The organism is Legionella gresilensis (genome assembly GCF_900639865.1).
In the GTDB taxonomy this organism is placed as follows: domain Bacteria; phylum Pseudomonadota; class Gammaproteobacteria; order Legionellales; family Legionellaceae; genus Legionella_C; species Legionella_C gresilensis.
In genome coordinates, this window is sequence record NZ_CAAAHX010000001.1 from 309,772 (window position 1) to 336,140 (window position 26,369).

A 26,369-nucleotide genomic window follows, 5' to 3' on the forward strand; every position below is an offset into this window, starting at 1 on the left:
TAAATTTTTGGGTCCATAATAAGAAAAATATACCGCAATTTATAGGCATGATTGTCACCAACCCGGCCTATTTTAAGCAAAATTCGCCTAAAATTTTTACATTTTAATCAATAATACCTGTTAAAAGCGAAAAAAGGTTTTTTATCCGCTTTCACTTAGACATGAATTCATTTTTAGTTGCTCTAACTTAATTATTACTTACCAATATGGTGCTATAATAGGCATACTGTGTTGTTTGTGTTTTAGTTATGACTAAGTCGGATGTAGATAAGAAAAAAATTGTGATTGAAGGGGTTACGGAGCAAGGTAAGACTTTTCGCCCAAGTGATTGGGCTGAGCGTATGAGTGGGAACATGGCTGTCTTTAAAAATAATCGGCTTTACTATTCGCCTCTGCTGCAACCTAGTATTAACACGCAAGGATATAAGTGCGTATTATTAGATCCTAAATTAAAAGAAACCAGCCCCGATGTTTATCAATCTATTATGGAATTTGCAAAAAAGAACAACCTCAAAATCTGTGACGAAAATTAATTAAGCACTGGTAGAATTTAAAGTAAATGCAGCAATTTTACTGAAAATAGTTGCTATTACACTTACGGTATTATCGAAATTAACAGCTAAAATACCTGCAAATAAAAACATAAATCCTTTTAGTCCATCCTGACTTTGTGAGCCTGGGTGACTGGCATGGGTTAATAATACAGCCCCGCGAACAAACCAAATCAAGCCAGCTATACGGATTATCAACCCCATCGAGCCAAATATACTATTTTTATTATAATCGGTATAAGATAAAACATTACCAACACCAAAAGTTGTATTAGATAGTGCATCTAAAGCAGAGGGTAAAAAAAGTAACGCAGCCCCTAATAAAATATAAGCCATAGGCACATAAATACTTTCTTGCGACGAGGAATTCGCCCGCTGATCTCCAATTTTTCGTAGTTTTTGCAGTGCTGTAATAAAAAAGATAATACCAAGCATATAAGCAATCCCTATAATCACGGATTGAACCGGAAAAAGAGACCGGCTTAAGTTGCCGAGCATTGCAATTAAATCAATATTTCCACTCATAGCTTAATTATACCTTAATTTCTCTATTACCACTTGCAATGCGAGCCATTTAGCCTATATTAGATAACTTTTTCATTTAGTAGTAAAAACATGCAAGCAAACTTATTTCCTATTACCTTAACAGAAGCTTTTATGCTTTCACCTAAAGTAAAGCATTTTATTTTTAAAGCCGATAAATCTCCCCCATTTACTTATATTCCTGGGCAATTCATTACTATCCATTTTGAGCGTGATGGCAAATTACTTAAACGTAGTTATAGTATAGCCAACCTACCCAACCAAGATAATTACATAGAATTTGCTGCAGGATATGTTGAAGGAGGACCAGGAACCGATTTATTATTTAATTTAGCACCTGGGGACATAATTAATATTAACGGGCCTTTTGGACGCTTAATTTTGAAAGACGAATTACCTAAGCGCTATATTTTAGCGGCCACAAGTACAGGCGTAACGCCTTATCGCGCAATGCTTAAAGAATTGGATAACCGGCTTAAGCAAAACCGAGAGCTAAATGCGCTAATTATGTTAGGTGTCCAACGGCCAGAAGATGCACTTTACGAGGCAGAGTTCCTAGCTTTGGCAAAATCTTATCCGAACCAGGTCTCTTTTAGAGTACAATTTAGCCGAGCTAATGATATAAATTTACAATCTCATCAATTTAAAGGCTATATCCAACACGCTTTTCCAGAAATAGCACTAAATCCTGCTGAAGATGTAGTTTATTTATGTGGCAATCCAGGTATGATTGATGAATGCTTTGAAGAATTAAAAAATCGTGGTTTTGCAATGCAACAAATCATCCGCGAAAAATATATTTCCGCTACTACAAGGTAGTAGCAACTGTTTCTACAGCCTAAATAAGGAGTGTAAATTAACATGTATTATGAAGAATTAGCAAACACCATAGAGCAATTAACTCAAGACGGAAAAGGAATACTTGCAGCAGATGAAAGTAATAGCACTATCGGTAAACGCTTTGATAGCATTAATGTAGAAAATAGTGACGATAATCGCCGTAATTACCGCCTTCTTTTAGCTACGGCTCCAGAATTAGAGCAATATATTAGTGGTGTAATTCTATTTGAAGAGACTTTTCAACACCGCGATGACAATGGTACGTCAATTGCTGAGTTATTCACACAGAAAGGTATAGTTCCAGGTATTAAGGTTGATAAAGGACTCATTACCTTAGCTAATACTGAAAGTGAAAAAGTTACACAAGGTTTAGATGGCCTTGAAGAGCGCTTAGTTCATTTTAAAAAATTAGGTGCACGTTTTGCTAAATGGCGAAATGTCTATTCAATTACTCAATCCACGCCAAGCTTAACTGCCATGAGGGCAGGCGCTGAGAATTTAGCTCGATATGCTGCCTGTTGCCAATCAGTAGGTATCGTGCCTATTGTAGAACCTGAAGTCTTAATTGATGGTAACCATAATATTGATTTATGCGCAGAAGTTTCTGAAATGGTACTCCATGAAGTCTTCAAAGCCTTATTTATACATCAGGTTGAATTAGAAAATATTATCCTTAAACCAAGTATGGTGACTAGCGGTAAAGAAGCTCAACCTTTCAGTTCACCAGAAGATATTGCTGACTATACAATAGGCGTTTTCCGTAATATGGTGCCAGCTGCAGTACCTAGTATCAATTTCTTGTCAGGAGGCCAAACGTCGGAACAAGCAACGACTAATCTAAATGCTATTAATCAAATAGGTTATCAACCTTGGAATTTAAGTTTTTCATATGGTCGAGCCCTACAAGAAGATTGTCTAAAAATTTGGCAAGGAAATCCGGCAAACGTTGAGGCCGCCCAAGCTGCTTTACTTAAACGAGCTCGTTTAAATAGCTTAGCCTGCTTCGGTGAATATGATTCTAGTATGGAAAGGGAATAATTTAATCAATAAATTATCAAGCTGTCGCTTTATAGCGTTATAAAGTAACTATTATTCACAGATATGTAATTAAAGAATTTGAAGTCCTCGTCTTTCCCGCGTAAACATTTTTGCGTGGGTAAGTTTTAGAGTTAATTGTAACCAAAAGTGATCCTATGTCATCCCCGCGCGGCGAGGGATCTATTCATCAATTAGCGCTGAAGTTAATTTTAGATGGATTCCCGCCTGCGCGGGAAAGACAATTCAAATAAATAGGCTTTAAATAGAAAAATTTGCTTACCCCTGAATAGTTACCAACAAAACTACGCTCTTTGATAGGGGCGTAAAGTTTACTTTAAGGCTTAATAATCTTACTTTCAAATTACCTTGTTAAAGCAACTAACTTTTATTAAATGGCTTATTAAGCAATAGTAAATTTGGCAAACAAAGGTAAATGATCTGATAATGTTCGCCAGGGCTTATCACTAAAACACTGGGCCTTTTCTACCTTTAAACCGCGAAAATAAATTCTATCAATACATAGTGTTGGCTTTAAGGCTGGAAAAGAACGCGCATGTTGCCCTTCTAGAATTTTAAACGCTTCTTGAATGCCTAATGCATCCGCTAGCGGCTTAGATAGATGCATCTGCCAGTCATTAAAATCACCGGCCATTAGAAGAGGCTCATTATCAGGAATTACTTCTATAATTCGATTAACTAAAGCTCGGCATTGAGACGCTCTTTCTGCTTTAAATAAACCTAAATGGACACATAATAAATGTAAAATTTGATTATTATCCAATTTAATTTGTCCATGTAATATACTTCTAGAAGCACGATTTTGCCTTGATAAGTTAATATTTTCAAAACTTACAAAAGGATACTTACTTAAAATAGCATTGCCATGGTGTCCAGATTGATAAATAGCATTTTTAGCATATAGATAATGTGGCCAATCTTTCTCAGCAATATACTCAAATTGCGGTAAATCAGGCCAAGTTTGAATCCTTTGAGCACGCCGCTGGTGGAAACCTTGAACTTCCTGAAGAAATACAAAATCGGGATTTAAATTAGATAAAGCATAGCGCATTTCAGGTAGCAAAAATCTTAATTTGCCAACGCCGAAACCTTTATGAATATTATAAGTTACCAGCGACACACTTTGTCGCGGTTGCTTCATAATTAATGACCTTTAATAAACAAGTTTAATAAGCATAACATTAATAATTACTTTTTAAAGTAGTAAGTATTAATTTAATAGTTTAGTTTATTAGAATGTCATCTATAAATATAGGACTCTTATTTCGTCACAAGAACAAAATTATTTTGTGTCACATTATTTGAGATAATTTTTAAACTATGTTAGTTTATATTCTTTGTCAACAAAAATGAGGCAAACTTAAATATAGATTTTGATTAATAGACTTCGATGAGATTGGTCCTCAATGGCAGTTTTCAAAAAGTCTAATAGAAAGAGAGAGTTATGCAGCAATCCTGGTTAAAAAATATTATATGTCTTGCTTGTGCAACTGTATTTAGCGGACAAATTTACTCCTCCACAGACGAACTAAGTTTGAATGATGGCTTACCTATTATGGTTGATAGTAGGACGCAATTAAATGACATTCATTTAAAAGATGATACAGTAACATTTACCTATCAAATTAAAGACATTAATGTTGATCAAGCATTAGAAATAAAAGAGGATAATAAAGCTATTATTGAACAAAACGCTTGTGACGATGAACAAATTAAAGATTTATTTTGTAAAAATTTCAACGTAAATTTTGTTTATTGGATTCAAGATAAAAAAATCCTTGAAGTTCCCGTTGATAAGCAACTTTGCCGAACTCGACAAAGTCAAATTGCTTAATGTTTGTATAAGAGTTAAGTCGAACTTAACTCTTATTTTGAAAGGCAATTCCTTTTGCTGTCATTTCTTCTATTTCTTCAGCCATTAGTTCTAGTGCCCTATAATTTACATTAGGGCCATATTCTAAGACCTTAGCTGACTGTTTATAATTTTTAATATTATGCTCTCGTAAAGCAATTCGTTGCTCATCAGAAAGAGGTTTAAAAAACCCTCGATTTAACCGGGGCGAGATTTCATCATAGTTCCTAACGGTAGGGTAGCAGGCTACCTCTTGATGCTTTACTGCTATCCCAAAGGGATAGCGAACCGATTGTTGTAAGGGTGGAAGCTGAAGCGTAACCTCAAAGCAAAGTTTACCTAATTCATCGTCATTATTTACTTTAAGATAGCTAGTAGCTTCATAGACAATCGTACATGCTGGATAATAATAAACTGGGTCATTCCTATTAAGTTGAATACTAATGGTGGAAGAATTTTTCAAATGGTATTTAATTTTCATATTGAAAACCAATAATTAATCTTTTAGATTATTTTTTTACATAATCACCAATAAAGATTCATTATATGGGATTGGCTCCTCTTTTACTTAAGTCATATTTATTCACTAAACCAAGCACTTTTACAGAAGATTTTTAAATGACTTAGTTTTTAAATGACTTAGTTAGATTGTAATCTAAGAATGACTGGAAATTATCTACTTGCACAGTAATATGGCCTTTAAATTACTTAGCTACTTATCATAATAACGCTAGGCCTTTATTTTAATTGGTAAAAAAATAGTATTTGTTACAAAATTAATTAAATTAGATAAAATCAATAATATTATGGATGAGCTCAAATTAAACATACCAGGTTTTACTATTGCAGCTAGAACATGGGGAAACAATGAGTTACCGCCCCTGTTAGCTATTCATGGCTGGTTAGATAATGCTGATTCTTTTGAGCTTCTTGCGCCCTATCTTGCTAAAGATTTTTACGTCATTGCTATTGACTTACCAGGTCATGGATTATCCTCACATTTATATGAAGGGGGTTATTATCATTTTATTGATGGCGTTTTTACTTTAATTAATATTATTGACGCGCTCCATATCAAAAAAATTCACTTACTTGGCCATTCTTTAGGGGCTTGCTTAGCAAGCATATTAGCAGGTATTGCACCAACACGTATTTCCACTGTCGCCTTAATTGAAGGGCTTGGCCCCCTTTCGCGTCCTGAAGATACTTGCCGAGAACAATTATCATCATATTTATTTAAAAGTATTGAGAAAAAACACTCGAAACCTAAATTTTATTCTTCTATAGAGCTAGCAGCTAAAGCAAGAGCTGCACGTGGGTTTCTGTCCCTTGAACTAGTGCGACTCTTATGCGCACGTGGATTAAGTGAAAGCCATGGTAAGTTTTACTGGCATCATGATCGTCGCTTAGTTTATCCAAGTCCTCTGAGTCTTACAGAAGCTCAAATTATTTCCTGTCTATCTGGCATTACATCGCCAACATGCTTAATCCTTACTGAGCATGGATCATTATTTAATGAAGATGATATTCAGCACCGAATTGCAGCTGTGAAAAATTTAAAGATCATGAAAGTTAGCGGTGGACATCATTTACACATGGAAAACCCAAGTGTTGTAGCACAACACTTGGATAATTTTTATAGAAGTGTTTAGGGATTAATCACAAGAATTAGCATCAATGCCTACTTTCTTTAATGATTTTTTAACGCCTTCTAGCTCAACTCCGAGATCTTGGGCAGCGCTAAATACACCGCAACCGCCTTCAGCAAAAGTTGAGTATGGTGTCCAATAATCCATATTTGCTTTAACCATCACATCAAAAGCTTTACGAGCATCAAAGCCTGGAAGATTAGCTATTAGATAATATAATCGGTTAAATACACCACTTGAATAGTGAACATCTAAGCCACCATAATAATCATCAGCTGTGTCAATAGAGGTGCCATCTCGGCTTGGTACATCCATAAAGCGTAATGCTTCATAGCCACTGCCTTCTTTCATAATCTCTGCACCAATTTGCCAGCTTGCTTTTCCTACTGAATAAAATTCAGCAGCTTGAGCCGCCATGTCAGAAAATGATTCATTCATACCACCTGACTGGCCATAATATTCTAGGTTAGAATGCTGTTCAGTAAAGCCGTGGCTGATTTCATGAGCACCAACGCCAAGTGAAACAAGCGGGTACATCATATCTTCGCCATCACCGAAGGTCATTTGGCGACCATCCCAATAGGCATTTTCATAGCCATCACCATAATGAACACGCATGACTAATTGCATAGGTGAACCATCAGATTTAGAAAGTGCGTTAATGCCATACCAGTCTTTATACATATGGTTAATTACATAACCTGCATAGTGAGCATCATTGGTAGGAGAATAAGCGCCGTTTTCTTTATCATAGCCATCCGCTTTATAGCCTGTCCAGTAGATACCATCTTCACCTACTGTGTCTTTGCAATCAAATGTCATAGGGTTATTTCTAGAAGAATAACGATGTTCCATATCGACTACACGCACCCCATCATTTTCCATATAACATTTAGCAGAATCTGCATCACGTGTTAATTCAAGGTAAGCTAATTCATCACCATATGAAAATCGGCCTACTTTCTTATTACCGCCATAGCCCTTACCTTTTACTGCTGAACGCTCAGTTTTTACATCATTCCACTGAATAAAAGGTTGGTAAGTCGTTGCATCAATTATAGCAGTTGGCCGCTCAGGAATTTTATCTTGATGCGTAACAAATACACTAACTCGATAAGCCCAGTGTGCTTTTGAATCCTTATCAATATAAACGACTGGTTTGACTGTTTCCTCACTTACTGAGTGATTAGCAAACTGCGCTTTAAATTGCTGTAATGCATTTTTAGTATTTTTCACAAATGTTGGCGATGGTTTACCTAGTTCGCTTTGCAAACCTTGATAAATAACACCATTCATTTTTACATTAGTATCATTCCCAACTGCTAGAATCGTCTGGGCTGTCTGTGGGGCATGGATAATCGCATAACCACCGATCACCGAAAACCCTTCATATTGTTGCTGCAAACGAATATGACTGATTTTATTTTGATCTGTATGCTGCTTAATAAAGTTTAAGCTATTAGTACTAAACAGTGTCATATCTCCTGACATATTAAGAGTAAATTGTTTCTTAATAGTATCCAGAGAAGCCTTATTTAAGGAAACAGGTTCGGCTGCTTGGACAGAAGAAACCACACTAAGCGCTAAGCAAGCTGCTGCAACAGGTGATAAATAAAAATTTGAGTGCATTAATCTTAACTCCTTCAGTTAATACACATGAAGCAAATCCATCTAGAATGCTCACGTCGTTAATCTAATCCATGTGCGCATAACTAATCCTCCATTTAAAATAAAGTCCTTTGATTGTTGTACTATTCCTTTTTACCGCTAGAAATAACAGGTACAACAAAATAAGCTTACTTTTTTATTAAAATGGTTGATTCATAACATCCGAGCTATGAACAAGCATGGTAACAAAAGCAATTATTGAGTGCCTATTTTAATTGCATCGCAGAATTTAAGACTAAGAGGTTGGCCTTACTCTCGAATTCAAGGACGTAATTCTAACAGGTAACAATCAAACTACCATAATTTTTTAAATTTTAAAATCAGTAACTTAATTTTCAGACTACAAGATATTCAGTCTGCTTTTTTTTTAAAAGCATGGATTAAATAATTAAGTGGATAAGGAAATTACTCGATTGAGGATGTAAATGACGCATAATTAAGCCACTTTGTTTGATTGAATTCTACGGGTAAGCGATAGGATAAATTTTAGTTTATGCTATTGTTAATATCGCTAAATCAGTTAGCTGAAGCAAGTCTAGACTTTGATATGTAATATCTAAAGGTGTCTTTAGAAGACTATTACCATTGGAGTTAAACTGTTTGACAAACAATTTTATCTTTGCCACTTTTTTTTGCCTGATAGAGGGTTTTATCCGCTGCCGATATTAAATTATCAATGAGCTCTTTGCCTGTAGGTAAAACACAAATCACACCAATACTTAAAGATATACTTTGATGTGGAATCATTTTTTTAAGTTCCTCTTTCATATATGAAAAATGCTCCGTTACTTCATTTAAGCTTGAATTAGCAGCGATAACAGCGAACTCATCACCACCTAATCGAAATACAGTATCATCGCCTCGCCTTGCATATTCTTTAATCACTTTAGCAATATCAGCTAAATATTTATCACCCATAGGGTGACCAAAACTATCATTGATCATTTTAAAATTATCAACATCTATAAAAATTAAGTTAAGTGGATAATGATGTCGTTTAGCCCGATTATATTCAGCTTTTATTTTTTCATTAAAAAACCGTCGATTATATAAACCGGTTAAGGCATCTGTTATTGACATAGTTTTAATTGTTACCAACGAATTCGATAGTTTTTTATTAGTTGCTTTCAATTTCTTATTGGTTAATTCCAATTGAAAATTAAGTTTGACCGTATTTTGTAATAGCTTAGATGTTATTTTTGCTGTAATAGCTAACATGATTACAAATAGAAGAAAGGTAGTTGCCAATATTGTTCTTTCTAAACTATATAAAGAGTAATTGTAAATAATAATAGGCAAAAATAAAGGAAGAAGATAAGCATAATAAGCAGGTAGGTAAACAGAAAGCGAAGCCAAAGACCCTGCTGAAAGGCCGCCTAAAATTAGAATAACATTAACCTCATTAATTGGATTAATATAATTTATAAGAAGAATATAAAAGCTACCCCAAGTTGTACCCATAAGAAAAGTAAGGAAAATAAAGCGTTTAAGCGAACTATGATTAGGCTTTAAAATATTAAATTTTTTTAAAGAGAATTTACTATTATAAAAACGCCCAATACTAAGCAAACAAATTCCCAAAAACCAAGTCAAGGTAAGCGCTAACGGCACTTTTGTAAAATACAGATAAACACAAAGCAATAGTGCAATAAATACATTAAATGGTATAGATTTAAGTGAATTTTCTAGTAAGAGCCTATAGCATTCATTGTCCAAGGCTTTCCTGCTTTTCTTTTCCATAATCAATGTCCTTTTCATGTTAAGTATAGGACTTATTGAAATATTATTTGTAAATAATGAAATATATATTTTCGATTATTTTAAAATTTTCGAAAATATTGCATAATTGTTTTTATCTGTTTATGTAAGGACTAACTTTTAATGGTAGATGGAATTAGAAAACAAACCAAAACTACTCAAATTACACAGAAATTACGCGAGGACATTCTTAGTGGTTATTTTCCACCTGGTACCAAATTACAGTTACAGATCTTAAAGAAAAAGTATGGTGTAGGATTTAGCCCACTGCGAGAGGCACTATCTCGCTTAACAACAAATGGACTCGTTCATTTTAAGGAGCAATGCGGTTTTTGTATGCCAACACTTTCTTTAGATGAGTTATATGATATTTACACAAATAGAATGCGTATTGAAAACATAGCATTAGAGCTAGCCATTGAAAATGGCGATGAACATTGGGAAGCAGAAATCATAGCTTGCTGGTATCGATATGCAAAATTTATGAAAACCAATGATCCTCTCGACTCGTATGTCTGGCATGCTATGGAAAAAGAATTTAGCTCTACATTGATTAAAGCATGCAAATCACCTTGGTTGCTTAAAATGAAGGATATCCTGTATGAAAATGCTGCTCGTTATCATTTTTTGTGCTTAAGCCGCCATAACACTAATCGAGAAACCATTTTTGCGTACATTAATGACTGTCAGGATTTGGTGAATGCTGTCATTGCTAGAGACAAAATAAAAGCCCTAAAAATTTCCAATAGAGCTTGGGAATCCTCTATTCAAATTATGTCCACTGAATTAGAAAAATATACCAATTTAGTGTCTCATAGACCATACGGTAATTCACTGCAAAATATGGAATAAATATTAAATAAGTAAATCGAAGTTAAAAGGATGTAACCGATGTTAAATCAGAAAAAATATTTATTAATACCCTCTTTTCCTACACCCAATGGCAGATTACATCTAGGCCATGTTGGTGGCCCTTATCTAAGTGCTGATATTCTTGCTCGTTATCTACGTTTATGTGGCCATCAAGCTACAATACTAACTGGAACGGATGATTTTGAATCGTACGTTATGCTGCAAGCTGCTAAAAAGCAGGCAACACCAGAATATATTTGTAATTTTTATAATCCCCTAATTGCTGCAGATTTAAAGGCAATGGATATTGAAATTACTCATTTTGTACAACCTAGTCATCCCCTCTGGATGCAAACTTATCGTCAATGGCATGAAATAATCTACAAGGCATTGCAAAACAAGCATGTCTGCCAAAAATTAAAAGAAAATATGATTTGGGATAGTCTCAATCAACGCTTTAAAGCTGGTTGTTGGCTAAGTGGCTTTTGCCCCTGGTGTCAGGAAAAAACAGAAAGCTATTTTTGTGAAGCTTGTGGCGCTCATTATCGTCCGGAAGAAATTATTCAACAAAATAGTCAAGAAATTTTACAGCAAGTAGAGAATATTTTTCTTCAGTTAAAATCACCCCCACCTTTAAAAAATAAGGGAATTAATTTAAAGCTTGAGCAGCTTTATCATCAATTTTTACATAAACAGAATTACTTGTTTCGGCTAACCACGCAAGCTAAATGGGGATTATCATGTAATCAGAATAACACTTTTTTTAGTTATGGTTTTGTATTTGCTTATGCTTTAATGTTAGGTGAATTACTAGGAAAAATTGAAGGTAATAACCATAATGCTTTCGCTATTGATTCTTCCACTATTACCATTGCTAGCTTTGGTCATGATAATTTTATACCATTTATCAGCAGTATTTTAGGTATTAGTTCCTATCTTACTGAGTACAAACCCTTTGATTTCTATTTAATAAATTATTTTTTTAACTTAAACGGCTTAAAATTTTCTACCAGTCGTCGTCATGCTATCTGGGTGGATGATGTTATTAATCGGCAACAACTTTCTAGTGATATTATCAGACTTTATTTAGCATCTATAGATATACGTACGAGTTCAGGCAACTTTTCTTCGCAAGACTTTTTAATTTTTTATAATCAAACGCTTAATTGGCAAAATCAATTAGTTCTTAAAATGCAAGCTATGCTACCAGATTCACAACCTAATTCCTGTGAGCCAGATTTAAAAGAGCACTTACTAAAACTTTTGGATATAAATAGACAAGTATTACAACCTAATCACTTTTTTCCGCATCAAGCAGTTAAAACCATTAGTTTGTGGTTAAAACTTGCCAATCAATTACCTTCACATACTTCTTCTAATTTCTGGTGGCTACAAGCTTTTTCTCTTTTCATATTGCCTTTTATGCCAAGATTAGGACAGGGGCTTTGGCGAGCCCTTGGCTATCCAGATCAACCCTCTCTTCAGCAATTATTCAATAAACCTTCCCTAACTATTCATAGAAAATTAACTATCAATCAAACGCCCTTTGCCGAAGATTCAATCATTCATTAACAGGAGATAATATGATTAAAGGAAATCAAACGTCTGTAGCGAATCTATTAGGCGTAGGTATAGGCCCCTTTAACTTAAGTTTAGCCGCACTTTTATCCCCAATAAAATCATTAAAAAGTTATTTCTTTGACCAAAATCCGTCATTTATTTGGCACCCGGGCATGTTGGTTCAAGATGCTGAAATTCAAGTAAGTTATTTAAAAGATTTAGTAACTTTAGTTGATCCAACTAACCCCTACTCCTTTATTTCCTATTTAGCTAAACATAAGCGCCTATATCGATTTATGAATGCGCAGTTTAGTAGTGTTTTCCGGATAGAATTTAATCATTATCTAAATTGGGTTAGCCGCTCTCTGCCCAATTTAATATTTAAAGAAAAAGTTGAAGATATTCAATTTAAGAATGCACTATTTACTATGCGAACATCAAGAAGAGTAATTCAGTCTCAACATTTAGTGTTAGGGAATGGTTTATCTGCACATATTCCCGACGCCGCAAAAACTTACTTAAGCCATTCTGTTTTTCATAATAAGGATTTTCTAACATATAACAAGAACCTACAAGGGAAAAAAGTTGCAGTTATTGGGGGTGGACAAAGTGGCGCTGAAATAATCCATAATCTTTTATCGCAAACATCAAATTTACCTCAAGAATTAATCTGGATAACACGGCGTAATCTGTTTACCCCACTTGATGATTCAACGTTTACTAATGATTTATTTACCCCTTCTTTTAATCATTATTTTTTTAACCTAACTGCAGAACAAAAAATTTCTTTTCTAAATCAACACCGACTGGTAAGCGATGGCATCTCTTTAAACCTTTTAAATTCAATTTATCGAAAGATATATATCTTAGAATTTTTAGAAAATAAAGGACGTTTCTATAAACTCATCTTTAATCATGAGCTCAAACAAATTAGAAAAAATGATAACACTTACAATCTAACTATCCAGGAAATTCAATCTAGATACACTCAAGTCATTTCAGCAGATATTATTATTTTATGTACGGGTTATAAATGGGAATACCCTTCCTATCTACAATCACTTGCAGATCGAATTCCTTTACAAGATAACCGTTACATCGTTAATCAGGACTTCTCTTTACAATGGGACGGGCCAACATCTAACCGAATTTACGTACAAAATGCATCCCGACAAATACATGGGTTAGCAGATCCTAATTTTTGTTTAATGGCATGGCGAAGTGCAACCATTATTAACAGCCTTTGTGAAAAAGAAATCTACGATTTATCGTCTGAAAATTGTGTCTTTGATATTAACCCAGCTAATAACTTTTATGAGGAAAATAGTCATGTTAGCTACGCTTAACCCAAAATTACGCTTTAAAACAGTCGAAACAGTTAATAATGATCTAAAAATATACCCTATTCAGTTCAATACCGAATCCCCTTTTGAAGCGACTTTCTTTCACTTGCAACCTGGTGGAGAAACCCCTTTAGATTCTCATATTGAAAAAGAATGCTGGCTCGTATTACAAGGTAGTGGAATTTTAACGTACGAAAATACGCCTTATCCTTTGTCCGAACAAGATATATTTTATTTTGATTCTTACAAAAAACATCAATTATTTAATACCTCTCAAACTATACTAATTATCTGTTCCTGGTATTGGCAGGATTAATTGATTAAAGCTTTGGAGACAGAAAAAAAAAATTTAATAAGAAATCTTAGACTCTTTATGCTTGTTTTTAGTACAATAATACCTTTCATTTGTAAATATAGCGCCATATTAAGTTCAAATCACATACAACAACCATATTGTATGTAGCTATTCTAATAATTAGAACCTAATAAAAAGCGTTATAATTAGCCTAGTTAAGTTACTTAAATTATGAGTACTATTACCAAAAATATTAATGAAGCAATTATTGAATTAAATGCAGGAAATCTGGTTGCTATACCTACTGAAACTGTTTATGGTTTAGCAGGTAATGCTGAAGATGAAGAAGCTATCTTAAAAATTTTTGCTCTCAAAAACCGGCCTATTAATCATCCGTTAATTATGCATGTTGCTAAAGACTGTGATTTAACTAGATGGGTTACCTCTATACCCCCTTATGCTCAAAAATTAATTGATACTTTCTGGCCAGGCCCTTTGACTGTTGTGTTGAATTGTCAACCAAATGCAGTTAACCCGTTGATTACAGGCGGCCAAAATACGGTTGCTATCCGCTGCCCTAAACATCCTATTGCTCAATCATTAATGCAAGCGTTAAATTTTCCTCTAGTAGCTCCATCAGCAAATCCTTTTGGCAAGATTAGCCCTACCACAGCTTTGCATGTGCAGCAAAGTTTTAGTCAACAACGTTTATTAATATTAGATGGAGGACGCTGCGAGATAGGTATTGAATCAACTATTATTGATGCTACCTCGCCCACTCACTATCAAATATTAAGACATGGCTTAATTGATGAGCAATCTATTCAAACAACCATCGCCATAGAGACAGCAAAAAGTGAGAGCAATATTCGAGTATCTGGCCGCCTATTAACTCATTATCAACCCGAAAAGCCACTCTATTGCTTTAGAACAGCTAAGGAATTGAATCGCTTATTAGATTTATATCCTAATGCCTATATTTTTTCATTTAATGAGAATTCAAACTTAGATAAAACACATTATTATCAATTTTCATTAAGCCCTAGTGAAGTTGCTTACGAACTTTATTATCAACTTCGTAACGCAGATAACTCACCGGCCTCAACAATCCTTGTTGAGCTTCCTCCATCCGGAAGAAGTTGGGCAGGCATTACAGAACGTCTATTAAAAATGGTTAATCATTCAGCTAATGGCTTAAAAATTGAGTAATTTACCTACATTTGTGAAAATAAATGATAAAATAGTAAATATATAGATTAAATGGAATATCGATGACTGAATTACAGAAACCTTATAAAAAATTATATCGCTCACGTACTGAAAAGAAGATCGCGGGCGTCTGCGGCGGATTAGCCTCGTACTTTAATATGGATCCCCTCTGGGTGCGTCTATTATTTGTCCTCTTTTTTCTTGTCGGCGGGTCTGCATTTCTAGTATATATCATTTTATGGCTTCTTATGCCGCTTGAGCCAACCACCTTGCCGCCTGCTGGAGATTGGAAGCATTAAATTAAATGCAAATCATCTTAAAATTACAGTTCTTGATTGCTCTTATAAATGACCAGAATGGCTCGTTTAGATTTTATAGCTAACCTGGTCAGGTAGAGTTGATATGCTCGTTTCTTTTAATAAATCTTGATTCAAAATTTATCCCTAGCTATGTTTTTTCATCAAAATCAATTTATTTTGTGAATGGCTGCTTTACGTAAGCTAGCAAATTAACTTTTTCAAAACCTGGTGACAATTATGCTTTGATCTTGCCGATAACATCTTAGTTCTAGACATTAGCGTTAACTTCAGGCAGAATCGCAAAAACGTTGTTTACTTCATTCAAAATGAAAAAAATTTTAGTTTTACATGGACCTAATTTAAACAGACTAGGTACTCGGGAACCTTCTGTATATGGTTCAACAAATCTAGCAGATATTAATAATAATTTGCGCAAACTAGCAGCAGATAATGGCTGGGACTTAAGTTGCTTTCAAAGCAATAGTGAAGCAGCATTAATTGATGCTATTCATCAAGCCGCAGATGCTAATATTAATTACATCATTATTAATCCCGCTGCTTTTACTCATACTAGCATCGCACTTCGCGATGCATTAAGTGCCGTGGCTATACCTTTCTTTGAAGTACATATTTCCAATATTTATGCGCGCGAGCCCTTTAGGCATTTTTCTTACTTGTCTGATGTTGCTCAAGGTGTCATAACAGGATTTGGTGTTAAAGGCTATTTATTAGCCCTACAAGCCATTTTAGAAGAATCTAATTAAGAGAGAGCTATATTAATGGATATCCGCAAAATCAAAAAACTTATTGAATTGTTGGAAGAAACAGGTATTTCAGAAATAGAAATCAAGGAAGGTGAAGAGTCAGTTCGTCTAAGTCGTTATAGCTATCCTCCCGCTGAGGTAGCACCACCACGTTATATCGCTCCGCCTTCTCAGCCTAATCCTCAAATCAATATACCACCTCAAACTCAATCAACCACGGCTGTACCCGAAGTAAAAACGCCCGAGAATTCGATATCAGGCCATCAAATCCGTTCTCCTATGGTTGGTACCATGTATACTTCTCCTTCGCCTGATGCACCTCCTTTTGTCACTGTCGGTCAACAAGTCAAAGCAGGCGATACTTTGTGCATTGTTGAAGCTATGAAGATGTTTAATGAGATTGAAGCTGATAGAGCAGGTAAAATTATCGATATCTGCGCAAACAATGGTGATCCGATTGAGTATGACCAAGTGTTATTTATTATTGAGTAAGGAAGTTGTGCATGCTTAACAAAATTGTGATTGCTAATCGCGGTGAAATCGCTTTACGTATTTTGCGTGCCTGTAAAGAGCTTGGTATACAAACAGTTGCTGTTCATTCAAGTGTCGATAAAGATTTACTGCATGTGCGACTAGCTGATGAAACAGTCTGTATTGGCCCAGCACCCTCTCAAAAAAGCTACTTAAATATTCCCGCAATTATTTCTGCTGCTGAAATAACGGATGCTGTTGCTATTCATCCCGGCTATGGTTTTTTATCAGAGAATGCTGACTTTGCAGATATTGTTGAGCAAAGTGGCTTTACCTTTATCGGCCCTCATAGTGACACTATTCGTTTAATGGGTGATAAAGTATCAGCAATTAACGCGATGAAAAAAGCAGGCGTTCCTTGCGTGCCAGGTTCAGATGGCCCTCTATCGGAAAATGAACAGGAAAATATAAAACTTGCCAGGGAAATTGGTTATCCAATTATCATTAAAGCTGCGGGCGGCGGTGGTGGACGTGGTATGCGTGTTGTTCATACTGAATCAAATTTACTAAATGCCATTGCTTTAACACGTAGTGAAGCCAAAGCAGCCTTTAATAATCCTACAGTATACATGGAAAAATTCTTAGAAAATCCACGCCATATTGAATTTCAGGTCCTCGGCGATGGCAAAGGAAAAGCCATACACTTAGGAGAGCGTGATTGCTCTATGCAAAGGCGACATCAAAAAGTGGTAGAAGAAGCACCAGCCCCAGGAATCTCGCCAGAATTACGCCAAGAAATTGGGGATCGTGTAATAAAGGCTTGTTCAGAATTAAAATATCGCGGGGCAGGAACATTTGAATTTCTCTATCAAGATGGCTGCTTTTATTTCATAGAAATGAATACCCGTATTCAAGTTGAGCATCCTGTTACGGAGTTGATTACAGGCATCGATTTAATTAAAGAGCAAATTAAAATTGCCAGTGAACTACCTTTCACATTAAAACAAGAAGACATTCAATTAACTGGTCATGCCATTGAATGTCGTATCAACGCAGAAGATCCACGCACATTTATGCCCTCACCTGGAACTATTCGTTTACTACATCAGCCAGGTGGGCCAGGTATTCGTTTTGACTCTCACATCTATAGCAGCTATACCGTACCACCTAACTATGATTCTATGATTGGTAAATTAATTAGTTATGGCAAAACGCGGAAAGAAGCTATTGGTCGCATGCGTAATGCATTAGATGAAATTATTATTGAAGGCATTAAAACGAATATAGAGTTGCATCAACGAATTATGCATGATAAAGGCTTTGTTGAGGGCGGAACTAATATTCATTACTTAGAATCGATGTTAAAGGAATCTTAAACTGTGTGGTATCAGTTAGAAATTGAAGCATGTCGCCCTGATGAAGTAGATAATTTAAGCGATATCCTTGAAACAAGTGGCGCGCTATCGATTACTTTAAGCGATAAAAACGATGATCCGGTTCTAGAGCCATTACCAGGGGCCACACCTTTATGGCCCGAAGTAACAATTAAAGCGCTCTTCCTGTATGAAGAACTCGCACAAGAAATCGCCAATAATTTATCTAAATTATATACACACTTACAGCTAACTATTTCCACACTACCTGATCAAGATTGGGAAAGAGCCTGGATGGATGATTTTAAACCCCAATGCTTTGGTGAACGCTTATGGGTTTGTCCATCTTGGCTTACACCGCCAAACCCTAAAGAAATTAATTTAATCTTAGATCCGGGACTTGCTTTTGGTACAGGGACTCACCCTACTACTCAACTCTGTTTAACTTGGCTTGCTAAAGCAGATTTGGCTTCTAAAGTGATGATTGATTACGGCTGTGGCTCAGGGATCCTCGCTTTAGCTGCTTTAAAATTAGGCGCTCAGCTTGTTCATGCCGTTGACATTGATCCACAAGCATTACAAGCCACCCACAGTAATGCTGGAGTTAATCAAATTAATGAACAGCAATTAAATATAACTTCACCTGATAAAATCATCGATAAAGCTGATTTACTTATTGCCAATATTCTTTTAACACCTTTACTGCAATTAAAAGATAGATTTAAACAATTGCTTAATGAGCAAGGCATGTTAGTCGTTTCAGGCATCTTAAAAGAACAGACAGCTAACTTAATAGAGGCTTACCAAAAGGATTTTGTTCATCAGCAGACTGACAATTTATCCGATTGGTCATTACTTGTATTTACATGTCGTTAAATCAAAACATTTATAACCTTACCCACCAAGCTTTATAAAAGGCACAAATGGGTAATGCTATATTTTAAAATTATATAATTGGAGAAGTACATGCTCCCCTTTACCCCTAGAAGAGCGTTATTGAGTGTTTCAAATAAAACTGGATTAGTTGACATAGCTACTACACTGCATCAGCATCATATCGAATTAGTTGCTACAGGAAATACTGCTTCTTTATTACGCCAAGCTAACCTTCCAGTTACTGAGGTGAGTGATTGCACTCATTTTCCTGAAATATTAGATGGACGTGTTAAAACACTGCATCCAGCTATTCATGCTGGTTTACTAGCGCGTGGAAAACAAGATCAGCATATCTTAAAGCAGCATGCTATTTCCCCGTTTGATATTTTGATTGTTAATCTTTACCCATTTGAACAAGTTATTAGTGATCCAGATTGTAAATTTTCTGAAGCAATTGAAAATATTGATATTGGCGGTCCTGCTATGATTCGGGCAGCAGCAAAGAATCATGCCCATCTTACAGTTATTGTTAACCCTCATGATTATCAAGAGTTAGCAGAATATGTTAATTTAAAAAAAATGCCTAAAGACTGGCGCTTTAACCTGGCAAAAAAGGCATTCGCACATACAGCTGCTTATGATGCGGCTATTTCTAATTATCTCAATGCTTTAAATGACGAAAAAACGCCTAGCGGTTTTCCTACTGCTTTAACTTGTCAATTTAACAAACAGTATGATTTGCGTTATGGGGAAAATCCGCATCAACAAGCTATTTTCTACACCGATAAAAATGCCCTGACAGGCTCCCTTGCTCTTGCTAAAGTGATTCAAGGCAAAGCACTTTCTTATAATAACTTATTAGATGCTGACGCAGCGCTAGATTGTGTACGCGCTTTCTCAACAACTACTTCGGCCTGCGTTATTGTCAAACATGGGAATCCTTGTGGTATCGCTTTAGCAAATAATCAACTACAAGCTTATCAACGCGCCTATCAAACTGATCCTGTATCAAGTTACGGGGGTATTTTAGCGTTTAATCAGTGTTTAGAAGAGGACACGGTAAGCACTTTGCTGGCAACCCAATTTGCCGAAGTGATTATTGCGCCAATCATTAGTGATGCTGCAAAAAAGGTTTTAGCAACTAAACCAAATATTCGAGTTTTAGAAACCGGCAATTTACCTGTAAACGATCAATTCAAACTTGATATGCGACATATTGATGGTGGCTTCTTAGTACAAGAACATGATAATTTTCCTATTGATATAAATAAATTTACGACCGTTACTGAGAAAAGGCCTACGAAACAACAGCAACAAGATTTACTGTTTGCTTGGCAAGCGGTTAAATATGTCAAATCAAATGCCATTGTACTAGCTAAGGATTTAGCAACTATCGGAATTGGTGCAGGGCAAACAAGTCGTGTGATGAGTACCCGTATTGCATTATGGCAAGCAGAGCAGGCGGGCTTCTCTAGTCAAGATTCCGTTTTAGCATCCGATGCTTTTTTCCCTTTTCCTGATAGTATTGAGCTAATTGCCCAGGCTGGCGTCACCGCTATTATTCAACCCGGGGGGTCAATTCGCGATGAGCAAATTATAGCTGCCGCTAATGCAGCAAATATTGCCATGATATTTACAGGAATGAGACATTTCAGGCATTAAAGTTAAATTTTTATTATAGTAAGCAGTGAATCTCATTGATAAAAAAATTATTAAACTTATTGACCAATGAATAAATATGAAGAATACTCATTGATCGCTAAATTTAATTATTTAGTTTTGTGTCTTAGTAAACGTAATTTTTAAATTACGAAGAGGTTCATTATGCTTACAGAAACAAAAATCCAGCAACTTATCGCAATCTGTCAATTAATTGGTAAACTTGGCCTTAATAATGGAGTGAGCGCTCAAATACCTCAATTAATTATTGATATACTACGTCCACCTAAGGATTTTACAGGAGCTTGTAAAAATCCAGCTATTTTTATTAATAAAAATACTTATCATCTTTTAAGTAGACATCATCCAAACTGGATAATGAATCAGACAATTGCTGTTAAACAAAGTCTCTTAAGTCAACCTAGGATTGAAAGTATCGACGCTATTATTCATGAAGTAGGGCATGCCTTTAATGTTGCAGCAAATATAGCGAATACCGAAACTAATGCTTATATTTGAGATCGAAACTTTATGTAGATTATTTACCTCAAAATTAGAATTTTTTGATCCAATTTCTAAAAAGGAGCTAAAAAATTATTTTGAATCCCGACTTCCTTATTATAAATTCTCTTTGTCTACTAGCCCCTATCTTACTGAATTAGTTGAAAGGGCTGGTAAACAATTTAATTTTAATCCAAATTTTTATGGATTGCCTACATTAAAGTCAGGGAAAAATGACTCTAGTCAGCCATGTTTTTTGAAAGTAAATATAAAGTAGAAAATGAAATTGTGCTATCAAGTCAAAGTCCATTAAATTTTGTTAGGTTTTTAACTATACCTTTATTTTCTAGAGGATAAAAAGCTTTAAGTTTGCAGCAAAATAAGTTCGAGCGTAACTTCCCATAAATGAACCAAACGCATTTCGGCTGTAGCCATAAACTAAATTAAGGCGAAGATTATCTGTTAATGCACCTGTTAAGTTTAAATCATAAGAAAGTACAGGTGCTTTACTTTCTTGATCGTATGGTGTTGGCAATATAGTTTGATCACCTACTCCACCTTCAGCATAAATAGCCCAAGTTGCGGTAAAACGCCTTTTAAGAATAACATTAATTGTTTTTTCTTCTAATTTAGCAGGACTAAAATAATCACCATTACTATAAAGAGAGTTACGATAACCTCGATAACGTAATTCAACAAATAATGCAAGTTGACGGATAAGCTGATAGCTAAATGCCATTGATTTACCATTACGTCTATTACCATCAGTAAAACGGTTATGAAAAAAAGCAAAACGGGTATAGAGTCGAGTTATAGGATGAAAAATGAATCCGCCTTCCGTTGTATTGATAAGAATACCATCTTGCAAAGCAGGAATTGCTTCAACAACTTCTTGACTATTGTAAGCATTAAATACTAAGTAATCATTAGGATGATAAAATAATCCTGCTCGCCATAGCATTGGTCGCCATGGTGATTGATCTAGAGGGTGTCCATAACGAAGCTCAGCCGCGGTTGCTGTAAAGTCTAAATCTAGATCATCTTCAATATTTGTAAATATTTGACGAATAGAGAAATAATTCATTTTAATTTTGTATTGAGGATCAGTATAAAAATTCTGTCCTACAGCGGAAATCATATTTGAATTGATACCAAAATTTCTGTAACTATAATCAGCAGATTGTCGTGTTATTACAAAGTCATCCGTATCTTTAACAGTATAATAATTAGTACCGAGTGCTGCAGTAGAAGTTTCTTGTAATAGGAGCCAATTAATTTCTTTTATTTGCCGCTGGAGAAAATGTCCAGGAGGAATTTTTTGTAATGTTTTGATATTTCCTAACCAAATAGCCTGAGCTTTATAGGCTAATCCTGAATACAAAGCCGCTCTAGTAGCAGCAATAACACTCATAGGGTAATTAAAGCTAGGTGTATTTTCTACTAATGTTAGTGCTTTACGAGGAAAATCTAAGTTAGTAATGGAAATAACTAAGCCAGTAGTTACAATCTCTTTATCATCTTTTGTTAAGGGTAATGTTGATAATTCTCTATATGCAGCTAGCCCTTTTTCATATTCTTCAAGCCATAATGTCGTTTTACCAATGCCAAAAAGTGCAGCTTTTCTTTCTGCTGGGTTTGTTGCTTTCTTATAAGCAGCTATATAGTAATCTTCTGAGTTACGAGGATCCTCAAGTAAAAATAATACATCACCTGCAGTTAAATAATAAAGGTAGGACGTTTTATTAGGGTACTTAAGTAAAAGAGCTAAAGCCTCTCGCGGCTTTTCCTTTTTGAGGGCTAATCGAATTCGTTCCATCGCTAAATCAGTAGGCTTTTTACCAACATGACTTGCTTTTTTAAATCTAGATTTAATAGTTAATTCAATGATTTCTTTTTTATCTTTTGAGGTTAAGGGTAATGCATGCAGCTCTTTTAAAGTATTTTCAGCAGCTTTTAAATTTACTAACCAATAGTGCATCTTAAGTATATTTAAGAGGACTGCGATTTTTTGCTCATCATTTTCAATTAATTTAGCAGCAAGCTGAAAATGATTTAATGCTTCTTGTGGCTTTTCCATTATTGCCAAACTTTGCCCAGCCACAAATTGCAGGCGATAACTTTTATTATTTTTCTCTAATTCGTTTTTAATAATTGCGTAAGCAGCCTTACCTTGCCCTTGCTCAACAAGAGCAATAGCACGTTGTAACTTTTCCCCTAATAATATCTCATTTATTTCATCTTTATCTGGGTTCGTTCCAGGCGCTACTTTTGAGTTATTAATTATCTTATCTACCTGTCTCTTTTCTTGCGAAGATAAGGGTAATTTTTGCAATTGATTTAAAGTTTGCTGTGCTGAATTATCTTTTAACCAATACTGCATTTTAAGAATATTTATAAGAGCCGATACTCTTTGCTCTTCATTTTGGCTTAGTGATAAAGCTCGTTGAAAATATCTTAAAGCTTCTTGTGGCTTTTCCATCATCGCTAAACTTTGCCCAGCTACAAATTGCAAGCGATAACTTTTATCATTTTTCTCTAATTCATTTTCAATAACTGCATAAGCAGCCTTACCTTGCCCTTGCTCAACAAGGGCAATAGCGCGTTGTAACTTTTCCCCTAATAGTGCCTCATTTATTTCATCTTTATCTGAGTTTGTTCCAGGCGCTACCTTTGAGTTACTAACTATCTTATCTAACTGTGTCTTTTCTCGCGAAGATAGGGGTAATTTTTGTAACTGATTTAAAGTCTGCAGTGCTGAATTATCTTTCAACCAATATTGCATTTTAAGTATATTTAAAAGCGTTGCTATTTTTTGTTCATCGGTCTGACTTAACGCTAGAGCGCGTTGAAAATGATCTAAAGCTTCCGCTGGTTTTCCCATCATCGCTAAACTTTGGCCGGCCACAAATTGTAAACGATAACTACTTATATTTTTTTCTAACTCATCTTGGATAATTGCGTAAGCAGCCTTACCTTTCTCTCGTTCTATAAGCGCTATAGCTTTTTGTAACTTATCGCCAAGTAAAACCTCTTGAGCTTCTTCGGCGCTTTTTTGTTGAAGAGCTTTAGGAGTAGCCACTGATTGTTCAATAATATTATTAAGCTGCTGTTTATTTTGCTCAGATAATGGTAATTTTTGCAGTTCTACCAAAGATTGTTGGGCTGCTTGATTATCACCTAGCCAGTATTGCATTTTAATTATATTTAAAAGTGCAGTATTCTTCTCATCATTAGAAATACTTAAATCAAAGGCCTGCTGAAAATGTGTTAATGCCTCTTGAGGTTTATTCATTACAGCTAAGCTTTGTCCAGCGATAATTTGTAAACGGTAATTATCTTTATTTTTTTCCAAATCATTTTTGATAAGCTCAAAAGCTACCACCCCTTTACCTTGTTCGATAAAAATAGCAGCTTGTTGCAGCTTCTTGCCCAATAGGATAGCTTGAGCTTTTTGTAAACCTTCTTCAGCAATACTTTTATCTTCTGGGGATAAATTCATATTCAGTAACAATTCATAATTTATAATGGCTTCTTGAACCTGCTCTAAACTTATCTGCATACGGGCTATACGAAAGAGAGAAATGCGGATCATGACTTCATTGTTGCTTAACTTTGCTTTATCAAGAGCAGATTTGTAATAATATAGCGCCATCTTTAAATTATCTAACATGACATAAGTGTCGCCTAAAGTAATATCTACATCTGGCTTTTTATTATTAACTTTTACTTCTTCCAAAAGCTTAATTGCTTCTTGATATCTTCGTTCTGCAATAAGCTTTTGTGCTAAGGAATATTTTTGCTCTATAATATTATCTTCTGCAGCCCAAGTCGAAACGATGCCATTAACTGAGGTAACAAATATTAAAAGGGCTATAGTATAAAATATGCGCTTCATTTTGTTCCCCAGGTTTTTTTAATTCTTATTAATTCTGAAAAATAACCGTGAATCACCGCAGGGTTCATTAAAAATTGATAAAACAGAAGATATAAAATAAAACCCATTATATTTTTTCTTACCCGTAAGCCACTTAATTTAAACAAATCTTTTTGACCTATGAAAAAAATAATATTATTTAGAAGAGCCAAAGGGATAAGTGCCAATGTCATGGGGCCTGCAATAAAATAATAACCAAATAATGCAGCTATTAAACCCGGAATAAAAACGAAAAAGAATATTGTATCAAAGAGAATAAAACCTAAATTCCAGTACACATAGAAAGTAGCTAAACGGGGCCGTATTAATGTCCCAATATGATGATAAAATGCCTCTATTAAACCTCGTGCCCAACGACTTCTTTGATGGAAGAACTTACGATAAGTAGTAGGGACGCTCGTAAAAGAAATAGCTTTCTCAGCAAAATCAATACGATACCCTTTATTTAGTAGAGCCCAGGTGAGTACAATATCTTCACCAACTAATAATGGCCAGCCTCCTATCTCTTCAAGAGCAGTTTTTTTATAAATAGAAAATGCCCCTTGAGCTACTAAGGTGCCTTGCAAAAGACTTTGCGATCGTTTAATTACTGCAATTGCATGAAAATAATCCCATTCTTGGATTCTAGTCATTAATGTTTGGCGAGAATTTTTTACATAAACTGAGCCAGCGCAGGCAATGGTTCCTTCAGGGCCAATAAATAATTTATTCACAAGCTCTTTAATTGCATTAGGTAATAAATAGGTATCTGCATCTAAAGTAATTATCCAATTAAACTTAGCTTTGGCTAAACCTGCATTTAAGGCAGCAGCCTTACCACCATGTTGCACTTGTATTATATATATGTTTTCTAGTCCAACAGATTTAGCATATTCTATGGTTCTATCCTCTGAGCCATCATCAATTAAAATAGTTTCTATACGATTGGGATAAACTTGGTTTTTAATGGCCATTAAAGTAGATTTTATTATTTCTTCTTCATTATAAGCGGCAATAAGAATTGTGAGAGGAGGATAATAATTATTAATTTTTTTACTTTCACGTTGATCCAAAAGATAACTTGTAAGCAAAAACATAAACATGAATCCAGGAATAAGTGCTATAGAAAAAACAATAATTAAGGATGGGATAAGTGATATATATACAGCTAAATCTGCTATCCAAGGTAGGGACAACCAAAAACAAAGTATTAACCAGGCAAGAGCAATAATAAGACAGATTAAAAATTTTATTTTTACTGAAACATACATATACTTTTGCCTATTATCCTTAACTTTAGATCCATTAATTCGCTTTAAGCTAGCAGCCTGTTTTTC

At 35.0% G+C, this 26,369-nt stretch carries 24 protein-coding genes; 17 read left to right on the plus strand and 7 right to left on the minus strand.

Annotation, left to right across the window (positions count from 1 at the left end; all coding sequences use genetic code 11):
• The first annotated feature begins 248 nt into the window (after positions 1 to 248).
• Positions 249 to 533 carry a DUF3579 domain-containing protein gene (locus E1P04_RS01345; protein WP_131781132.1) on the plus strand — a complete coding sequence of 95 codons (285 nt, stop codon included), beginning with the start codon at positions 249 to 251 and terminating at the stop codon, positions 531 to 533.
• On the opposite strand, the gene E1P04_RS01350 is transcribed toward E1P04_RS01345, so the two are convergent.
• Positions 534 to 1,076, minus strand: a complete 543-nt coding sequence (locus E1P04_RS01350) for a type IV secretion protein IcmC (protein WP_131781133.1) — start codon at positions 1,074 to 1,076, stop codon at positions 534 to 536.
• A gap of 90 nt (positions 1,077 to 1,166) precedes the next feature.
• Here E1P04_RS01350 and E1P04_RS01355 point away from each other — a divergent pair, with 90 nt between their 5' ends.
• Both E1P04_RS01355 and E1P04_RS01360 read left to right on the plus strand, forming a co-directional pair.
• Complete coding sequence (locus tag E1P04_RS01355) at positions 1,167 to 1,913, plus strand: ferredoxin--NADP reductase (RefSeq protein ID WP_131781134.1); 747 nt, start codon at positions 1,167 to 1,169, stop codon at positions 1,911 to 1,913.
• 42 nt (positions 1,914 to 1,955) lie between these two features.
• Positions 1,956 to 2,972 (plus strand): class I fructose-bisphosphate aldolase, encoded by a 1,017-nt coding sequence (locus tag E1P04_RS01360; protein WP_131781135.1) that lies wholly within the window; start codon positions 1,956 to 1,958, stop codon positions 2,970 to 2,972.
• Between the two features lie 400 nt (positions 2,973 to 3,372).
• Here the strand turns inward: E1P04_RS01360 and E1P04_RS01365 are convergent, their stop codons facing one another.
• Positions 3,373 to 4,131: an endonuclease/exonuclease/phosphatase family protein gene (locus E1P04_RS01365; RefSeq protein WP_131781136.1), complete on the minus strand. Its 759-nt coding sequence runs from the start codon at positions 4,129 to 4,131 to the stop codon at positions 3,373 to 3,375.
• A 303-nt stretch (positions 4,132 to 4,434) separates the two neighbouring features.
• On the opposite strand from E1P04_RS01365, the gene E1P04_RS01370 reads away from it, so the two are divergent.
• Entirely contained in the window at positions 4,435 to 4,824 is a 390-nt protein-coding gene (locus tag E1P04_RS01370; protein ID WP_131781137.1) for a hypothetical protein, read from the plus strand.
• 25 nt (positions 4,825 to 4,849) lie between these two features.
• Here E1P04_RS01370 and E1P04_RS01375 read toward each other — a convergent pair whose 3' ends face one another.
• A complete protein-coding gene (locus tag E1P04_RS01375; protein ID WP_131781138.1) occupies positions 4,850 to 5,323 on the minus strand; it encodes a hypothetical protein in 474 nt (157 codons plus the stop codon).
• Between the two features lie 325 nt (positions 5,324 to 5,648).
• Here E1P04_RS01375 and E1P04_RS01380 point away from each other — a divergent pair, with 325 nt between their 5' ends.
• Positions 5,649 to 6,494 (plus strand): alpha/beta fold hydrolase, encoded by an 846-nt coding sequence (locus E1P04_RS01380; protein WP_131781139.1) that lies wholly within the window; start codon positions 5,649 to 5,651, stop codon positions 6,492 to 6,494.
• A gap of 3 nt (positions 6,495 to 6,497) precedes the next feature.
• On the opposite strand, the gene proA is transcribed toward E1P04_RS01380, so the two are convergent.
• Positions 6,498 to 8,120 carry a zinc metalloprotease ProA gene (proA, locus tag E1P04_RS01385; protein ID WP_131781140.1) on the minus strand — a complete coding sequence of 541 codons (1,623 nt, stop codon included), beginning with the start codon at positions 8,118 to 8,120 and terminating at the stop codon, positions 6,498 to 6,500.
• 630 nt (positions 8,121 to 8,750) lie between these two features.
• The gene (locus tag E1P04_RS01390; RefSeq protein ID WP_165482645.1) at positions 8,751 to 9,899 is read right to left on the minus strand and encodes a GGDEF domain-containing protein; all 1,149 of its coding nucleotides are present in this window, start codon (positions 9,897 to 9,899) and stop codon (positions 8,751 to 8,753) included.
• 141 nt (positions 9,900 to 10,040) lie between these two features.
• Here E1P04_RS01390 and E1P04_RS01395 point away from each other — a divergent pair, with 141 nt between their 5' ends.
• From E1P04_RS01395 to E1P04_RS01450, 12 genes are all read left to right on the plus strand, one after another.
• Positions 10,041 to 10,769, plus strand: coding sequence for a GntR family transcriptional regulator (locus E1P04_RS01395; protein ID WP_131781142.1), 729 nt, complete (start codon positions 10,041 to 10,043; stop codon positions 10,767 to 10,769).
• Positions 10,770 to 10,808: 39 nt separating this feature from the next.
• Positions 10,809 to 12,341, plus strand: a complete 1,533-nt coding sequence (locus tag E1P04_RS01400; protein WP_131781143.1) for a class I tRNA ligase family protein — start codon at positions 10,809 to 10,811, stop codon at positions 12,339 to 12,341.
• A gap of 11 nt (positions 12,342 to 12,352) precedes the next feature.
• The gene (locus E1P04_RS01405) at positions 12,353 to 13,675 is read left to right on the plus strand and encodes a lysine N(6)-hydroxylase/L-ornithine N(5)-oxygenase family protein (RefSeq protein ID WP_131781144.1); all 1,323 of its coding nucleotides are present in this window, start codon (positions 12,353 to 12,355) and stop codon (positions 13,673 to 13,675) included.
• The gene (locus E1P04_RS01410) at positions 13,659 to 13,988 is read left to right on the plus strand and encodes a cupin domain-containing protein (RefSeq protein ID WP_165482646.1); all 330 of its coding nucleotides are present in this window, start codon (positions 13,659 to 13,661) and stop codon (positions 13,986 to 13,988) included. Before E1P04_RS01405 ends, E1P04_RS01410 begins: the two co-directional genes overlap by 17 nt.
• A gap of 210 nt (positions 13,989 to 14,198) precedes the next feature.
• Positions 14,199 to 15,176 carry an L-threonylcarbamoyladenylate synthase gene (locus tag E1P04_RS01415; RefSeq protein ID WP_131781146.1) on the plus strand — a complete coding sequence of 326 codons (978 nt, stop codon included), beginning with the start codon at positions 14,199 to 14,201 and terminating at the stop codon, positions 15,174 to 15,176.
• Between the two features lie 62 nt (positions 15,177 to 15,238).
• Positions 15,239 to 15,475, plus strand: a complete 237-nt coding sequence (locus tag E1P04_RS01420; protein WP_131781147.1) for a PspC domain-containing protein — start codon at positions 15,239 to 15,241, stop codon at positions 15,473 to 15,475.
• A gap of 326 nt (positions 15,476 to 15,801) precedes the next feature.
• Complete coding sequence (gene aroQ, locus E1P04_RS01425) at positions 15,802 to 16,239, plus strand: type II 3-dehydroquinate dehydratase (protein ID WP_131781148.1); 438 nt, start codon at positions 15,802 to 15,804, stop codon at positions 16,237 to 16,239.
• Between the two features lie 15 nt (positions 16,240 to 16,254).
• Positions 16,255 to 16,731: an acetyl-CoA carboxylase biotin carboxyl carrier protein gene (gene accB, locus E1P04_RS01430; RefSeq protein ID WP_131781149.1), complete on the plus strand. Its 477-nt coding sequence runs from the start codon at positions 16,255 to 16,257 to the stop codon at positions 16,729 to 16,731.
• Between the two features lie 11 nt (positions 16,732 to 16,742).
• Positions 16,743 to 18,086, plus strand: a complete 1,344-nt coding sequence (gene accC / locus E1P04_RS01435; protein WP_131781150.1) for an acetyl-CoA carboxylase biotin carboxylase subunit — start codon at positions 16,743 to 16,745, stop codon at positions 18,084 to 18,086.
• Positions 18,087 to 18,089: 3 nt separating this feature from the next.
• Positions 18,090 to 18,959: a 50S ribosomal protein L11 methyltransferase gene (gene prmA, locus E1P04_RS01440; protein ID WP_131781151.1), complete on the plus strand. Its 870-nt coding sequence runs from the start codon at positions 18,090 to 18,092 to the stop codon at positions 18,957 to 18,959.
• Between the two features lie 90 nt (positions 18,960 to 19,049).
• The gene (gene purH / locus E1P04_RS01445) at positions 19,050 to 20,621 is read left to right on the plus strand and encodes a bifunctional phosphoribosylaminoimidazolecarboxamide formyltransferase/IMP cyclohydrolase (RefSeq protein ID WP_131781152.1); all 1,572 of its coding nucleotides are present in this window, start codon (positions 19,050 to 19,052) and stop codon (positions 20,619 to 20,621) included.
• A gap of 162 nt (positions 20,622 to 20,783) precedes the next feature.
• On the plus strand, positions 20,784 to 21,137 hold the full coding sequence (locus tag E1P04_RS01450) for a hypothetical protein (protein ID WP_131781153.1): 354 nt from the start codon (positions 20,784 to 20,786) through the stop codon (positions 21,135 to 21,137).
• 328 nt (positions 21,138 to 21,465) lie between these two features.
• On the opposite strand, the gene E1P04_RS01455 is transcribed toward E1P04_RS01450, so the two are convergent.
• Both E1P04_RS01455 and E1P04_RS01460 read right to left on the minus strand, forming a co-directional pair.
• Complete coding sequence (locus tag E1P04_RS01455) at positions 21,466 to 25,014, minus strand: tetratricopeptide repeat protein (RefSeq protein WP_131781154.1); 3,549 nt, start codon at positions 25,012 to 25,014, stop codon at positions 21,466 to 21,468.
• Positions 25,011 to 26,303 carry a glycosyltransferase family 2 protein gene (locus E1P04_RS01460; protein ID WP_131781155.1) on the minus strand — a complete coding sequence of 431 codons (1,293 nt, stop codon included), beginning with the start codon at positions 26,301 to 26,303 and terminating at the stop codon, positions 25,011 to 25,013. The genes E1P04_RS01455 and E1P04_RS01460 overlap by 4 nt, the downstream gene beginning before the upstream one ends.
• Between the last annotated feature and the right edge of the window lie 66 nt (positions 26,304 to 26,369).

What these genes read in the sequence shown, in the direction of transcription:
- E1P04_RS01345 (WP_131781132.1), top strand. Translation starts at nt 249, where the DNA reads ATGACTAAGTCGGATGTAGATAAGAAAAAAATTGTGATTGAAGGGGTT.
- E1P04_RS01350 (WP_131781133.1), bottom strand. Translation starts at nt 1,076, where the DNA reads ATGAGTGGAAATATTGATTTAATTGCAATGCTCGGCAACTTAAGCCGG.
- E1P04_RS01355 (WP_131781134.1), top strand. Translation starts at nt 1,167, where the DNA reads ATGCAAGCAAACTTATTTCCTATTACCTTAACAGAAGCTTTTATGCTT.
- E1P04_RS01360 (WP_131781135.1), top strand. Translation starts at nt 1,956, where the DNA reads ATGTATTATGAAGAATTAGCAAACACCATAGAGCAATTAACTCAAGAC.
- E1P04_RS01365 (WP_131781136.1), bottom strand. Translation starts at nt 4,131, where the DNA reads ATGAAGCAACCGCGACAAAGTGTGTCGCTGGTAACTTATAATATTCAT.
- E1P04_RS01370 (WP_131781137.1), top strand. Translation starts at nt 4,435, where the DNA reads ATGCAGCAATCCTGGTTAAAAAATATTATATGTCTTGCTTGTGCAACT.
- E1P04_RS01375 (WP_131781138.1), bottom strand. Translation starts at nt 5,323, where the DNA reads ATGAAAATTAAATACCATTTGAAAAATTCTTCCACCATTAGTATTCAA.
- E1P04_RS01380 (WP_131781139.1), top strand. Translation starts at nt 5,649, where the DNA reads ATGGATGAGCTCAAATTAAACATACCAGGTTTTACTATTGCAGCTAGA.
- proA (WP_131781140.1), bottom strand. Translation starts at nt 8,120, where the DNA reads ATGCACTCAAATTTTTATTTATCACCTGTTGCAGCAGCTTGCTTAGCG.
- E1P04_RS01390 (WP_165482645.1), bottom strand. Translation starts at nt 9,899, where the DNA reads ATGGAAAAGAAAAGCAGGAAAGCCTTGGACAATGAATGCTATAGGCTC.
- E1P04_RS01395 (WP_131781142.1), top strand. Translation starts at nt 10,041, where the DNA reads ATGGTAGATGGAATTAGAAAACAAACCAAAACTACTCAAATTACACAG.
- E1P04_RS01400 (WP_131781143.1), top strand. Translation starts at nt 10,809, where the DNA reads ATGTTAAATCAGAAAAAATATTTATTAATACCCTCTTTTCCTACACCC.
- E1P04_RS01405 (WP_131781144.1), top strand. Translation starts at nt 12,353, where the DNA reads ATGATTAAAGGAAATCAAACGTCTGTAGCGAATCTATTAGGCGTAGGT.
- E1P04_RS01410 (WP_165482646.1), top strand. Translation starts at nt 13,659, where the DNA reads ATGTTAGCTACGCTTAACCCAAAATTACGCTTTAAAACAGTCGAAACA.
- E1P04_RS01415 (WP_131781146.1), top strand. Translation starts at nt 14,199, where the DNA reads ATGAGTACTATTACCAAAAATATTAATGAAGCAATTATTGAATTAAAT.
- E1P04_RS01420 (WP_131781147.1), top strand. Translation starts at nt 15,239, where the DNA reads ATGACTGAATTACAGAAACCTTATAAAAAATTATATCGCTCACGTACT.
- aroQ (WP_131781148.1), top strand. Translation starts at nt 15,802, where the DNA reads ATGAAAAAAATTTTAGTTTTACATGGACCTAATTTAAACAGACTAGGT.
- accB (WP_131781149.1), top strand. Translation starts at nt 16,255, where the DNA reads ATGGATATCCGCAAAATCAAAAAACTTATTGAATTGTTGGAAGAAACA.
- accC (WP_131781150.1), top strand. Translation starts at nt 16,743, where the DNA reads ATGCTTAACAAAATTGTGATTGCTAATCGCGGTGAAATCGCTTTACGT.
- purH (WP_131781152.1), top strand. Translation starts at nt 19,050, where the DNA reads ATGCTCCCCTTTACCCCTAGAAGAGCGTTATTGAGTGTTTCAAATAAA.
- E1P04_RS01450 (WP_131781153.1), top strand. Translation starts at nt 20,784, where the DNA reads ATGCTTACAGAAACAAAAATCCAGCAACTTATCGCAATCTGTCAATTA.
- E1P04_RS01455 (WP_131781154.1), bottom strand. Translation starts at nt 25,014, where the DNA reads ATGAAGCGCATATTTTATACTATAGCCCTTTTAATATTTGTTACCTCA.
- E1P04_RS01460 (WP_131781155.1), bottom strand. Translation starts at nt 26,303, where the DNA reads ATGTATGTTTCAGTAAAAATAAAATTTTTAATCTGTCTTATTATTGCT.